Source organism: Brevibacillus daliensis, assembly GCF_021245735.1.
Lineage (GTDB): Bacteria > Bacillota > Bacilli > Brevibacillales > Brevibacillaceae > Brevibacillus_B > Brevibacillus_B daliensis.
The window spans coordinates 1-13832 of sequence record NZ_JAJISB010000048.1 but is presented as its reverse complement, the minus strand read 5'-3'; the positions used below and the strand labels follow the sequence as shown (position 1 = coordinate 13832).

General features: G+C 38.2%; 16 protein-coding genes. 4 read left to right on the top strand and 12 right to left on the bottom strand.

The features are described 5' to 3' along the window. Positions 1-158: 158 nt before the first annotated feature. Positions 159-410, top strand: coding sequence for a hypothetical protein (locus tag LM917_RS23140; protein ID WP_232700074.1), 252 nt, complete (start codon positions 159-161; stop codon positions 408-410). Between the two features lie 424 nt (positions 411-834). On the opposite strand, the gene LM917_RS23135 is transcribed toward LM917_RS23140, so the two are convergent. The 6 genes from LM917_RS23135 to LM917_RS23110 form a co-directional block, all read right to left on the bottom strand. Further along, positions 835-1329 carry a hypothetical protein gene (locus LM917_RS23135; protein WP_232700073.1) on the bottom strand — a complete coding sequence of 165 codons (495 nt, stop codon included), beginning with the start codon at positions 1327-1329 and terminating at the stop codon, positions 835-837. A gap of 84 nt (positions 1330-1413) precedes the next feature. Next, a complete protein-coding gene (locus LM917_RS23130) occupies positions 1414-1860 on the bottom strand; it encodes a DUF6262 family protein (RefSeq protein WP_232700072.1) in 447 nt (148 codons plus the stop codon). A 595-nt stretch (positions 1861-2455) separates the two neighbouring features. After that, entirely contained in the window at positions 2456-3391 is a 936-nt protein-coding gene (locus LM917_RS23125; RefSeq protein WP_373688823.1) for a hypothetical protein, read from the bottom strand. Positions 3392-3512: 121 nt separating this feature from the next. Then, positions 3513-4088, bottom strand: coding sequence for a sigma-70 family RNA polymerase sigma factor (locus tag LM917_RS23120; protein ID WP_232700070.1), 576 nt, complete (start codon positions 4086-4088; stop codon positions 3513-3515). Between the two features lie 105 nt (positions 4089-4193). Beyond that, complete coding sequence (locus tag LM917_RS23115; RefSeq protein ID WP_232700069.1) at positions 4194-4514, bottom strand: hypothetical protein; 321 nt, start codon at positions 4512-4514, stop codon at positions 4194-4196. A 145-nt stretch (positions 4515-4659) separates the two neighbouring features. Further along, positions 4660-4818 (bottom strand): hypothetical protein, encoded by a 159-nt coding sequence (locus LM917_RS23110; protein ID WP_232700068.1) that lies wholly within the window; start codon positions 4816-4818, stop codon positions 4660-4662. A 233-nt stretch (positions 4819-5051) separates the two neighbouring features. On the opposite strand from LM917_RS23110, the gene LM917_RS23105 reads away from it, so the two are divergent. Continuing rightward, the gene (locus tag LM917_RS23105; protein WP_232700067.1) at positions 5052-5597 is read left to right on the top strand and encodes an SF0329 family protein; all 546 of its coding nucleotides are present in this window, start codon (positions 5052-5054) and stop codon (positions 5595-5597) included. A 213-nt stretch (positions 5598-5810) separates the two neighbouring features. Here LM917_RS23105 and LM917_RS23100 read toward each other — a convergent pair whose 3' ends face one another. After that, entirely contained in the window at positions 5811-6266 is a 456-nt protein-coding gene (locus tag LM917_RS23100) for a hypothetical protein (protein WP_232700066.1), read from the bottom strand. Positions 6267-6606: 340 nt separating this feature from the next. Here LM917_RS23100 and LM917_RS23095 point away from each other — a divergent pair, with 340 nt between their 5' ends. After that, complete coding sequence (locus LM917_RS23095) at positions 6607-7371, top strand: DUF5937 family protein (protein WP_232700065.1); 765 nt, start codon at positions 6607-6609, stop codon at positions 7369-7371. A 91-nt stretch (positions 7372-7462) separates the two neighbouring features. Here the strand turns inward: LM917_RS23095 and lpdA are convergent, their stop codons facing one another. The 4 genes from lpdA to pdhA all read right to left on the bottom strand — a co-directional run bounded on the left by lpdA (position 7463) and on the right by pdhA (position 12341). Further along, entirely contained in the window at positions 7463-8875 is a 1413-nt protein-coding gene (lpdA, locus tag LM917_RS23090; protein WP_232700064.1) for a dihydrolipoyl dehydrogenase, read from the bottom strand. A gap of 6 nt (positions 8876-8881) precedes the next feature. Then, a complete protein-coding gene (locus LM917_RS23085) occupies positions 8882-10201 on the bottom strand; it encodes a dihydrolipoamide acetyltransferase family protein (RefSeq protein ID WP_232700063.1) in 1320 nt (439 codons plus the stop codon). Positions 10202-10274: 73 nt separating this feature from the next. Next, a complete protein-coding gene (locus tag LM917_RS23080; RefSeq protein ID WP_232700062.1) occupies positions 10275-11252 on the bottom strand; it encodes an alpha-ketoacid dehydrogenase subunit beta in 978 nt (325 codons plus the stop codon). Positions 11253-11255: 3 nt separating this feature from the next. Next, positions 11256-12341, bottom strand: a complete 1086-nt coding sequence (pdhA, locus tag LM917_RS23075) for a pyruvate dehydrogenase (acetyl-transferring) E1 component subunit alpha (RefSeq protein ID WP_232700061.1) — start codon at positions 12339-12341, stop codon at positions 11256-11258. A 250-nt stretch (positions 12342-12591) separates the two neighbouring features. Here pdhA and LM917_RS23070 point away from each other — a divergent pair, with 250 nt between their 5' ends. Then, positions 12592-13323, top strand: a complete 732-nt coding sequence (locus LM917_RS23070) for an alpha/beta hydrolase (protein ID WP_232700060.1) — start codon at positions 12592-12594, stop codon at positions 13321-13323. Between the two features lie 76 nt (positions 13324-13399). Here LM917_RS23070 and LM917_RS23065 read toward each other — a convergent pair whose 3' ends face one another. Beyond that, complete coding sequence (locus LM917_RS23065; RefSeq protein ID WP_232700059.1) at positions 13400-13585, bottom strand: hypothetical protein; 186 nt, start codon at positions 13583-13585, stop codon at positions 13400-13402. Positions 13586-13832: the final 247 nt, after the last annotated feature.

The following is a 13832-nucleotide window of genomic DNA, read 5'->3' as shown; positions in this document are numbered from 1 at the left end:
CTTAACTTTTTTGTGTCCAAGATATTGACTCAGATCCAAAAGTTTGATAAGAAATCCTGTGAGCTAGGATTTCTTATTTCACTAACGGAGCAGAATAGTTTAATTAAAAAATGGGATTTTGTGGTAAAATATTTTTTTAAGGAACGGAGGGGTTTGCAATGAATAAACGGGGAACTGGAGTTGCTTTTATAGCAATATCAGCCTTTTTAATATCGGCAAAATATATTAGTGCTTCAATCTTTGGTTCGGGTGTTGTTAGTTGGGATAACTCGTTATATGATGCAATGTTAAGTTATGTTGGGAATACTTTAAGCACGTTTAGTCTTTTAGCTTTATTAATAGGTATAGCATATATAGCTTGGGGAGAATACGATGATTGGAAAGTTAACAATAAAAACTCAAATGAGTAATCCTTATTGAACAAACAGGTGCGTTAGTGGAATAAGGAGTATTAAATTAATCAAACTTTATTCTAAACCGATAAAATGAATGCCGAATGACAACAACTTAGGTTCATAAATGACAACAACTTCGTTACAAGAATTGAATAGGATGGATATCTTAGAATCAGATATTTAAAGTACTCTTACTATCCTGTGTATTATCGTATATTTCTCTTAACCTCTGTTTCTAGGGGTACCGCCAACAAATTTCGCTTATCTTAACTTCGATGTGAGAACTATTGTAATATCAATGGTTCTCACATCATTTACATGTATTCAATGTAAGTATTAGTTTACAAAGGTATGATCATTTTTTGATGTCTTGCTCAAGTAATGCATCCGTTAGTTGAGTGACATTTTTAAATTATTTCAATGAAAAAATAAAGCAATATTATAAAGAATTTTGCTCAATCGTTTCTTCTACATAAGTAAGAAAATTACTGTATGGGGAGTTCCCTTTCAAAAATTGCGATACCACATTCAAAGGTAATATCACTATATCTCTCTTTTTAGAATAAAGAACACTTTGTGGTTTGGTATTAATATACGCTCCATCAAAATTGGGAGAATAATTGTATACAGAATCAGACTCATACCAGTAAAAGTCTTGTCTAATATTATTTTTGATAACCTCACCAATATATGCACCTATACGAGTCACTAAATTATCAAAATGCTTATTTAAAAGTTCAATACCAAACTCTGTATTCATTAATCTTTTTGTATACATATCAATATAATGAATGCTTTCAATAGTGAAGTCTAAATTTCTTTTAGTAAGGTTCTCTTTATCCCAGGAATCATTCGAAACATCCTGATACATTAATTTTGCAATGCCTTTTAAATCGTCTTTTTTTAATTTTGCTCTATTTAAGAAACCAAACATAAGATGGGATTTCTCCTTTATCATTTGTCTACGAGTACAGCTATGCTAATTATATCTCTTATTTCACTAACACAATAAAAAGTTTCAAAATTTATCGTAGATCATACCACGTAATTTCAATAATTCATCCTTTAGACGTTTATTTTCTTCTTCAAGTTTTTCTATTCGGTTATTCTTAGCTGCGATAAGCGAATCTTTACTGGCATCCGTCATATTTTGTTTTATGGTTTGTGGTGAATTTAACCCTTCTTGTTGCTTTCGTAATCCTTCTACTCGACTTCTTATTTCTTGATTGTTATAAAGGAATGCCTTAGAAACACCGGATTCAATGGCAACCTGATTAAAGTTGATTTTAGCTTTCGTTTTGATAATACTGTAGTCTTGATGCCTCATTAGATAGTCATAAAATCCGAGAACTGTATTAATGATGATATTTACCGTCTTAGCTTTTCTAATTGGCTGTTTAGGGAATATAGGGGTCACCTTTACGTCTTGATGTGGGTTTTGTAACCATCGCATGAATTCAGCCATTTCATCTATTCCAATATCACGATAATCCCTGTTAATTTGTTCTAAGAATCCAAAGAATAGTTTTAAATGAAAAGAGATTGACCGTTACTAACATGTATCTTGTCTTTGCTTCTTTTGTAAGAAGGGTAATAACTCTCATAATTATCACTCCTGTTGAAATTTATTCTTTTATTCAATTTAGAAAGCGTTCAATCTCTTAATCTTAGATAATTTTCCTCCTTTCTTTATTTACTATAAATACTATAAAAATTAGTGTGGTTAAATAGACTTTAAAGAAACAAAAAATGGATAATTTTACATTTAATACTGTAAAGTCATCCATTATGACTGGTTAAGATAACCGCATATTTTGTACGCTAAGCCCCGTTTGATCTAAAAATGGCCGGTTTCCTGTACGCTAAGGATACCGGCCTCTTATTACTTTTTACCAATCTCGATAAGACGCGTACATCCTCGCTATTTCTGATAAATCAACGGATACATCACTTTGAACGTTGCTTGCATCGATAATCTCAAACGAGTTTGTTTCGGGAAATGCGCTATACAGCTTCTCAAGTGTTGATTTGCCAACCTCATCCACCTTGACTTGTTATTTCTACCATTCAGTTTCTGTTTTATGTTCAATGACTTTTAATACTTTTGGTTCAACTTCTTTTAACATTTGTTCCATTAAACGATCGCTGATAGTTACTCCATTTTGTTCAGCTTTAAATTGGCTTTCAACCTGTGTTTTTGCAATCACATCAATCACTTGTTGTTTAGAGACATTTCTAGATGCTGCAATCTCCACAACAGATTTACCTTTTGCTAATTCTTGTTTTAATTCTGTCGGGCTAATTTTTAGTAAAGAAAACAGTTTTTCATCGTTTAAAAAGTTATCAGCAGTATAATCAGGCTTACCATTTAAAGAGAATAAACCTTCTACTTTAATGTTTACAGGTGTAGGATCTAACGGAGAAAGACTAATTGTATTACCATGAACAAATACTTGGTAGCCCTCTCCTTCTGTTCCCTTTTTGGTGTAATTCAAGATAAATGTTTTTTGATTTGGGTTCTCCATTTGCTCCATAGCAACCTCGTACTCTTCGATGTTGCCATACATTTTATCAATGAGATAATCTACCTTCGCCCTGATTTCCTGATTGGTTAAAGTAATGAGTGGCTTCTCCTTAGGCTCCCAATTCTCTTGAGTCAGGTCTTCAATCTCACCCGTAATACCGTTTGTATGAATGGTAAACTTTTTGCCGGTTCCTCCTTTTTCCTGCAGCACGATGCTTTGTTGGATCGTTTTCATATTGGTTGAATTAGTGGGGTCTCCAAGGTAGCTTGCATCGATTATCTCAAACGATTTAGTTTCTGGAAATGCGCTATACAGCTTCTCAAGTGTTGCTTTGCCAACCTCATCCACCTTGACCTGTTCAGCAGTCATTGGTGTTCTAGAAAGCATTTCAATCAGGGCAGGGCCCGCAAATGCTGCGGTTGGAATCAAAATCGCAGCAACAACTATTCCACCAATTAATCGTTTTTTCATGGTTATTTTGCTCCTTTTTTGTTGCAAATATTGAGAATAGGATTGTTCTATTCGTTTGGAAATGGCCGGATGGCACTCCATAGTTTCTGCCTCTTTGTGCAGATGTTCACGGATTTTGCGTTCAATAGTCATTGATCTCTTCCATCCTTTCCGGGGGGAGATTCCATAAGTTTTTTCGAAGCGCCTGGAGGCCAGCATGATATCTGGACTTGACTGTACCCAGCGGAATATCGAGCAAAGTCGCAATTTCCTCAAGAGTATAGTCGTGAAAAAAGCGGAAGATAATCACTGGCCGCTGTTTGTCGGTCAGTTTTCGTATTGACTGCGATATCATTTGGTTCGTCCCATCCATCAACGCAGTATGTTGATCCCAATAAGACTCTTCCCGAGAGAAGGCACGGATGCGTTCAAAAATTCGGAATCTCCTCCAGCTCTTGACCCGAAATCTCTGCACTTGACGGATTACCAAGCCGTGTAGCCAGAAGTGAAAAGGACGGTTCGTATTGTAGTTAGCAAGTGAGGTCCACATTTGCATATAGATCTCATTCATGACATCTTCCCGATCCTGCTGATGATCCACCAGAAAGGAGACTGTCCGGTAGATGTCCTGATAGGTGGCATCATACATCGTATGAAACGCCTGTTGATCACCATCTTTCATTTTTATGAGTAATTGGTACATATCTTCATTTTGCATTCAGAGGGCCCTCCTGAGTAAGCAGCTTACACACTATATTGTCTCTCTATCGGAAAAAGGTTCGGTTCTCTTCTTATTTTTTTGCAAACGGTTGAGTGCAAGAGGCTATCGGTCCGGAAAACAACCAGGAGTACCACGACCCATCATCGGTAAATTAGGATCGTATTCAAGAAATATATCATCTGAAATTTCTATTATCCCATTTGCAGAATTAATTTCAGCAAAGTAATTCATTGCTTTGAAACAAGCATTAATTCCTTCCTCAAATTGATCGTTAGCAACAAGATACTTAGCTTTATACTTAAAATAATTACCTAGCTCGGTATATTTATAGTACTTACCTTGCTCCGCATATTTATATGGAGTGTATTTGCTAATGAACGTATTTCTATCTTCTTGATCTAAGATTTCTTTTAGAGAAGACATATCGTTACCTGCTATCAATGCTTCTTATAATCGGTTGACTCTGTGTACTCGTTGGTTATCTGTGGCTTCCTTTACCAGCTCTTTAAGTAGTAGAATTACCTTTTCATATTCCCCCCTTCTAAACATGGCTAATGTACGTATATTTTTAGCGAGAGGCATTGGTACGAACTTTTCTTACCATTCTGCGATCCAATTCTATCAGTTCCAAGTCTTCAAAGCTCGGAGTTTCATTTTCATCAGTGAACTCTATTTGCATTTCATCGGTAGCAGTTTCGAATTTTTCAATAATGCGATGTAATAACACTCTCTGCATCCCCCGGATTTAGTGAATTCCTTTTCAAGTGTGATTCTATCTTTTTTTTCATATAATCGTCTATTTTAATTGTTAGGCTATGTTAAATAACTCTGTTGATATTTGATTGAAGCAAACAAATATTCAATAATGTAGATAAGAAACATTAAATTCAATTAACAAGCAAATTAGAATAGCAGATGAAATTTACTTTTGTTTAGAAGTGTATAAAGGAGGATAAAAACTTGCGTAATCTACAGTGGAGTAAAGTAAAGAAAAAGTTAGATCGTTTTATTTGTGACTCTCTGAAAAATAGAGTACAGTTCCATGTCACGAATTACCGAAAGGCTCATGACCAAAGAGGAAGAGCTTTTATTACTGTTGATAAAAAGGAAATCCTAAATATGTGTACGTTAACTTCTAATATAGAAATGTACAGAAAAGAATGGGAAATAAAACATACTCAAAATATTGAATACGATGTCTCTAATAGAAATCAAAACTATGAGATAGGGAAACATGCTCATGAAATGATTAAAGCAGAAGGGATTTTTGCACAGTATGACTTTTTCGATGCAGTTGAAGAATATTTTAATTTACCAGTAGAAAAGGCATTGAAATCAGATGATATGGTTATAAAAATTCTATCTTTGATAGATAGAAGAGTGGGAAAGAGAACTTTACAAGGAATGAAAGAATCAATACTAGACGAAAAGGAAATTATCCAGTATTTTTATAAATTGCGATGTGAGGCAGAAGGTGTAAGGAGTTCCTATACTGGTTTTAATTGATTGTTTATTGAACAAGTATGTTAGTCGAATTAGTAAAAAGCAGACACTTATAATTAAATTTCTGCTTTTATTTTTTAAAATCAACAATGTTATTTAACATAGCCAATAGATAAATAGCTGTACCCACCACTAGTCATCTATACGATTACTAGATTCTGATGCTAACTTGTTTCTATGGCCTTGGATCATAAGAATCACCCTAGTAGTCAGTTGTCAAAATAACTCAAATACTAACTGACCTGTTTTTTGGATTTTTATTCGTTCCTCTCTATTCTTACTTACATCAATAGTAAAAGATTGCTCTAATATATCAAACATACTGATTTGAATATTTGATGAGGTTTTCTCTTCTTGTATTACCAACTCAATGTTAGTGATTCTTGGTTTAACAAGATCCTTTCTTGAATCGTTTTGAGAAGGTTGATTTAATTGAAAGGATGGAAGCGGTAGACATTTTTGGCATGAGCATTCCTTCCTGGAAGACTCTTCGGTGCGATTGATTGGTAGAGATACTTTTCTTAATTGCTCTAGCATTTTCAATACTACCAGGTAACCGCGCAGAGGGTCAGCAAAGCCGGCAATCTTTCTTTGCTTCACCATTTCCGCTAGAAAGAACAGTTCTTTATCCGTTAGCTCGTAACGTATTTCTTCGTCATGTACGGTCGGCATTTCATAATCCTCCTGTATCTTTTTCCTATAATTATTATTTTGAATTTTTTGTTATTTAACAAGGATTGTTACTCCTATATTTTCCCATGAAATATAATGACTCTATCCCAACATATGCCTATCGTTTATATCAAAGATGAGGTGTTTCCTTTAGAAAATTCATGATCGCAACGAAAAAAAGACTGCTGATATCTCTCAACAGCCTTTCTACCGGACTTTGAACGATGTGTACGTCGATTTTCATTGTAATTCCGACGCAGGATAAACTGTACAATAGCAGGAGTAATATTGTCCCTCCCACTTTGCTTATGATGAATGCAGATGCGTAAGGAGGATGATTATGATTACAATTCAAATGAAGGATCTAACCCCGAACAATATGGAGTTATCGATTTCCCCGATGTTAGAGCTAGCAGGTGGCCTGCATCTGTTAACGCAACAATTTGTCCATCATCTGCACCAAGCGTGTCAGACGGAGCTTTTACAGATGGTAAAACAAGAGGAATTATATCAGGAATTCCTATATTTTTCTCCGTTATTTTCTGATGGGATACCTGATCTGTTTTTACCAAACTATTCAGATGGCGTGCTGGAATGGGAAGATCAGTTTGAATATCTTTACCAAATCGATCTCGATTTGTTTATCTCATCATGTAATAGAGCATTCATTCACTATACGGATAGAAGACCTGGCATTTTTTGCTCGCTGGAGGAAGATTATCTTTTTGATCCCGAGCATCTTTTCAATCGGTTTTTGTTGTTCATGAGTTCATATATGCGTCTTGTTTTCTGGTCAGCTTGGAATAATCAGTATCCGGTTCTCATGACAATGAAGGAACAATTACGAAATTATTTGAGCCAATCCTCTGATAACGTTAGCCATTTTCTTCATGCCCTGGTCCCTGACTGTAAAACGAATGGGGAGAACGAGACACTTCTACTTCCATCTTTATACACCCCTGTTGCCCATCAAGATTCCGTTCTTAGATTACGGTTTTATATTAGTTGGTATCTACGACAGCCCTTATTTTGTTTTTCTTTGCATCACACAAACAGCCTGGTGGTCTCTTTTCCTTCCTTGTTGTTTCGACATCCTTCTAAGTAATACCACCAATAGAGGGAATCACACCCATGTGTAGATAAAAAAAGAAAAGGTTGCCGGACCAATGTCCCGACAACCTTTTTACATCTTTTACTTATTTAACAACTACGTGGATAGGACGACCTAGAGCCATTTCTGCAGCTTCTAATGTCACTTCACCTAATGTAGGGTGAGCATGGATGGTAAGCTCGATATCTTCAAGCGTAGCTCCCATTTCAATAGCTAGGGCAACCTCAGAAATGATGTTAGATGCATCTTCCCCAACAAACTGCGCACCTAGAACTATTCCTGATTCTTTCTCAGCAATTACTCTGGCAAAACCTTCACCAGCATTTACTGACAACGCGCGACCATTTGCTGCATATGGGAAGCGACCTACTACTACATCATATCCTTGTGCTTTTGCTTCTTTTTCAGACAATCCTACGCTAGACATTTCAGGGCTAGAGAAGACAACAGATGGAATACATTTGTAGTCTATTTCTGCATTGTGTCCCGCAATTACTTCAGCAGCAACTTTTCCTTCATAAGAAGCTTTATGCGCTAGAGCAAGACCTGGAACGATGTCACCGATCGCGAAGATGTGAGAAATACTTGTACGACCTTGTTTGTCAACTTCGATCAAACCGCGTTCGTTCATCTTGATACCGACTGATTCAAGACCAATATCATTTGTGTTAGGTTTACGTCCTACAGTAACTAGTACGTAATCAGCTTCGAAGGAAGCTTCTTCACCTTTTACCTCAGCTTTAACAATTACGCCTGTTTCTGTTTCTTCAACGCCTTTTGCTACTGATTTGGTGTGGATTTTCACATTATTATTCTTCAATCCACGTTCAACCAAACGAACCATATCAGCTTCAAAGCCCGGCAGGATTTGGTCTGCACCTTCAAGGATAACAAGCTCTGTACCGAATTTAGCTAGAACCGTACCTAGCTCAACCCCGATATATCCGCCACCAATAACTACCATACGTTTTGGAAGTTCATCCAAAGCTAGAACGCCTGTAGAAGAAAGGACACGCTTGCTAAATTTGAAGGCAGGCAGTTCCACTGGACGTGAGCCTGTTGCAATAATTGCGTTGTTAAATTTATATTTGTGGGACTCATTTTCGTTGTAAACACTGATCTCATTTTCACTCAAGAAGAATGCTTCCCCTTGAACGGTTTGGATCTTGTTTCCCTTGAACAATTGAGAGATACCGCCAGTCAACTTGCTTACTACGCCGTTTTTCCACTCTTGTACTTTATTAAAATCAATTTTTACGTTTTCCATTGTGATACCCATTTCAGCGCCATGTTGTGCATTTTCATACACATGTGCTGCATGGATCAACGCTTTAGATGGGATACAACCAACGTTTAGGCAGACACCACCCACGTTTTCACGTTCTACAACCAGAACTTGTTTACCCATTTGAGCTGCACGGATCGCTGCTGTGTATCCACCTGGACCTGCCCCAATGACTACTACGTCAATTTCTTCTACGAATTCTCCTACTACCATGATGTATTATCCCTCCATGACCAATAATGTTGGGTTCTCAAGAAGCTTCTTCAGGTAATTCATGAAACGTTGTGCAGGATCACCATCAATCAGACGGTGGTCAAAGCTTAGAGAAAGCGACAGCACGTGTGCTACTACGATTTCACCATTTTTCACAACAGGTTTTTGCTCGATGCGACCAACACCCAGGATTGCAACTTCAGGGTGATTGATAACTGGTGTAAAGAACATACCGCCAGCAGAACCGATATTGGTGATGCTGAAAGTAGAACCTTTCATTTCATCAGCAGATGCTTTGCGATCACGAGCTTTTGCTGCCAATTCGTTGATCTCAGCAGAGATTTCGAAAATGGATTTGCGATCAGCTGCTTTTACAACCGGTACTAACAAGCCATCATCAGTAGATGTTGCGATACCAAGGTTATAGTATTTTTTGTAGATGATTTCTTCTTTTTCATCATCAATAGAAGCATTAAGCATTGGGAATTTTTTCAGTCCAGCTACAACTGCTTTTGCGATGAATGGCAGATACGTAAGCTTAATGCCTTGTGCTTCTGCAAGTGGTTTTCCTTCTTTACGCAGTTCTACCAACGCTGTTACATCTACTTCATCGAACAATGTAACATGTGGAGCTGTGTACTTGGATTTGACCATTGCTTTAGAAATTGCTTTACGGATACCTTTCATCGGTACGCGTTCTTCTAGTTCAAAAGCTTGAGCTGCGTAGTGAGCAGTTGGTGTAGCTGCCGCTGCTTTTTGTGGTGCTGCTTCTGTTGCTTCCACTTGCGCAGGAGCTGCTGAAGTTTGTGTAGCGCCACCAGCCAGATACTGATCTACATCCGCTTTTGTAATGCGTCCTACTTTACCACCAGTTCCTTGTACGTAAGCAAGATCTGCTCCCTTTTCACGAGCGTATTTACGTACTGATGGCGTAGCAAGAATTTGCTTACGTTCAATAGGTTCACCTGTAGGTTGCACAGCAGCAGGTGCTTTTGCTTCTTCCTTAGCAGGAGCTGCAGGAGCTTCTTCTTTCGCAGGTGGTTCCGCATGACTAGCTGCTGGAGTAGCGCCTTCTGGCAATGCTCCCTCTACCTCAAATACAGCAAGTACATCGCCTACAACGGAGAGTGTTCCTTCACTCACTTTAATTTCAACTACTTTACCTGCTACAGGTGAAGGTAGTTCTACCATTGATTTATCGTTTTGAACTTCTAGGATTACTTGATCTTCTTCTACTGTATCTCCTACTGCAATATGCCACTTAGCAATTTCACCTTCGTGAATTCCCTCACCGGTCTCAGGCAGTAAAAATTCATATCGTGCCACTTTACATTCCCTCCTATCATTATCGAGAAAGATGGCGGAAAGTGCTCCTTTCCGCCATAATTACTTTCAAATCTTAGAACTCCAATACGTTGTTTACACCTTCGATAACTGCTTTAGTATCAGGCAGCCATACATCTTCTGCTTGTGCAAACGGGAATATTGTATCTGGAGGTGCTACACGAAGAACAGGCGCTTCTAGATGTAAAATTGCTTTTTCTGTGATTTGAGCGATCAATTCCGCCGCTACTCCACCCGTACGTTGTGCTTCTTGAACGATGATAGCACGATTCGTTTTCTTAACAGATGCAAGGATTGTATCCATATCAAGTGGACTCAAGGTACGCAAGTCAATTACTTCTGCTTTCACACCGTTTTTCTCCAGCTCTTCAGCAGCTTTCAAGCTAGTTTGAACCATAGCTCCGTAAGTTATAATGGTTACGTGAGAACCCTCTTTTACAATGTTTGCTTTTCCTAGTGGAATGGTGTATTCGCCTTCCGGTACTTCTTGACGGAAAGAACGATATAGTTTCATGTGCTCCAAGAAGATAACTGGATCGTTATCACGGATTGCAGAGATTAACAGACCTTTTGCATCATAAGGGTTAGAAGGAATAACTACTTTAACCCCTGGAGATTGGATCATAAGGCCCTCTAAGGAGTCAGAGTGCAATTCTGGTGTTTTAACACCGCCACCAAATGGTGAACGGAAAACGATTGGGCTAGTATAGCGACCACCGGAACGGTAACGCATACGAGCAGCTTGAGTAACTAGTGCGTCAATTGTTTCAAATACGAAGCCGAAGAATTGAATTTCTACGACTGGTCGGAAACCGTTAATTCCAAGACCAACTGCCATACCGCCAAAACCGGATTCAGCTAGTGGTGTATCGAAAACGCGATCTTCACCGAATTCTTTTTGCAGGTTTTCTGTTGCACGGAATACACCGCCGTTATTACCTACGTCTTCACCGAAAACCAATACTTTCGGATCGCGAGCTAATTCAACGCGCATTGCATCATTTATGGCTTGGATCATTGTCAAATTTGCCATGACTTATTTCGACTCCTTTGCCAGATATTCAGCTTTTTGCTCTTCCAGATATGGAGGCAAAGTATCAAACATTACATCGATAAGATCAGTTACTTTCATTTTTGCTGTCTCATCCGCTTTTTTGATATGTTCAGCAACATGTTCTTTTGCTTCTTCAATTACTTTTTCTTCTTCTTGTTCGTTCCATAGACCTTTTGCTTCCATGAATTTACGGAAACGAATCAATGGATCTCTTTGTTCCCATTCTGTTTGCTCTTCACCTGTACGGTAGCGAGTTGGATCGTCACCAGACATGGAGTGAGGACCGTAGCGATATGTAAGCGCTTCGATCAGAGTTGCACCTTTACCTTCAATACCGCGCTCTCTAGCAACTTGTGTTGCCTTGATTACTGCAAGTACATCCATACCATCAACACGTGCACTGGAAATACCAGCTGCAACAGATTTGACAGCGATGTTCTCTGATTTCGTTTGTTTAGCAAACGGCAGGGAAATCGCATAACCATTGTTTTGGTTGAAGAAAATAACTGGCAAGTTGTAAACACCTGCATAGTTCATTGCTTCGTAGAAATCACCTTGAGACGTTGCACCATCACCGAAGTAGTTGATTGCTACACGCTTTTCACCACGAAGCTTGTAACCCATTGCAACACCAGTAGCTTGTGTACATTGAGCAGCAATGATAATTTGTGGCATCAATACATTAACGTTTTCTGGAATGCGTCCACCTTCAATATGTCCACGGGACCATAGGAAAGCTTGATACATGGGAAGACCATGCCATACCATTTGAGGTAGGTCACGATAACTTGGTAAAATGAAATCTTCTTTAGATAGAGCAAATTCTGAACCGACCATAGTAGCCTCTTGTCCTGATACAGGAGCAACGAAACCAAGACGTCCTTGACGTTGCAAACTAATTGCACGTTGGTCCCACACACGAGTAAATACCATTCTACGCATTACTTCTTTTAGTTCATCATCGGATAATTTAGGCATCATTTCTGGGTTAACTACAGTTCCATCTAGAGCCAAAATTTGTAATGGCTCGTTTTGACCAATATGCTCAGCAGCAAGTGAAACAGTCATTATACTCACCTCATTAAAAGTGTTGTAATAGAAAAATATTCTAAGATTTAGAACCTGTTAGCTAACAGATAATAGAAACACACAAACTGTTATAATTCAGTTTAACCTTCTGTTTAATGTGTTATATTATAGTTATAACAAGGTTTTGTTGATCGCTGTTATCATTAACTATACGTGCTGTATCACTTTTTTGCAATACCTAACATAAAAGTTTTAAAACTATCTTTTTAGTGGAGGGATTATTAACAGGATGTCAGACTATCTCAAACGAACGATTAACAAAGAACTACTAGAAAGCCAGTACCTGGAGTCACCTCGAAGAATCAAAGTATATCTTCCACCCGGTTACAATGAAATGGTCTCGTACCCTGTTATTTATTGCCAAGATGGAAATGAATTTTTCACGATGATGCGAATAGCAACAACAGCGAACCGACTGATTCTCGACGAAAGCATGGAGCCAATGATCATTGTGGGAGTCTCTAACGATCTCGGCAAACGAACAAGTGAATACTCAGCAACAGGCAGTCGTAATAAGGATTATAAAAAATTCTTCATAGAAGATCTGGTCCCATTTATAGAAAATAAATATCCAGTCCGCACTGATAAAGAAAATCGTATTCTCTGCGGGGATTCACTTAGTAGTACAGTCTCATTTCATTTAGCTCTGGACCGCCCTGATTTGTTTTCCAAAGTTATTTCCTTTTCAGGCGCATTCTTTGACGCGTCTATCGAGGAAGCTACTAGCCGTCAAGATTTGTCATGGTTAGAAATGTGGATGATTGTTGGTCTGGAAGAAACCGATGTTGAAACACATATTGGTACATACGATTTCCTTTCCTACAACCGTCGTATGAAAAAGGTCCTGGAGGAAAGAACCGTGTCCCTTTCCTATCAGGAAGCACACGGTGGTCATACGTGGGGATTTTGGCAAGGTGTACTACCAGACGCAATGAGACACTTTTTCCCAACAAACCAATAGAAAAGCACGTAAATTTCATAAACAGGGGATGTATTTCCCCTGTCTTATCATTTCGTACTTGCACAGGTACCGACTTTCATCCATTAATTTCCTTAATATCTTCGTAATTGTATGTACGTCCGTCTGTCATGACGATTCCATTAGCTGTTACTTCTTCGATTTCTCCAGCAATCTGCCTGTCCGCCAATACTACCGTAACAATTTTGCTCCCCTCACGTTGTATATGCTCTCTCAGTTGGACTATCGATTCATTGGAAATCACACGGATCACCTCGTAGTAAAAATTATTCTCCCTGCTATTATTTCTTTTTACCCCTCAAATTAAACAGTTTGTTGGTGATTTGACTGTTTTCACACACCCATATCTTGTTATTTACCTGTATTAGGAATGAACGACTCTCTTTCATAAGAAAAAAGACTTGTTACATTCTCACATTTCATTTTTTCGTCAAATTTGAACATAAAAAAACACTCAAGACTTATCAAAGTCTGAGTGTTATCTGTTTTAT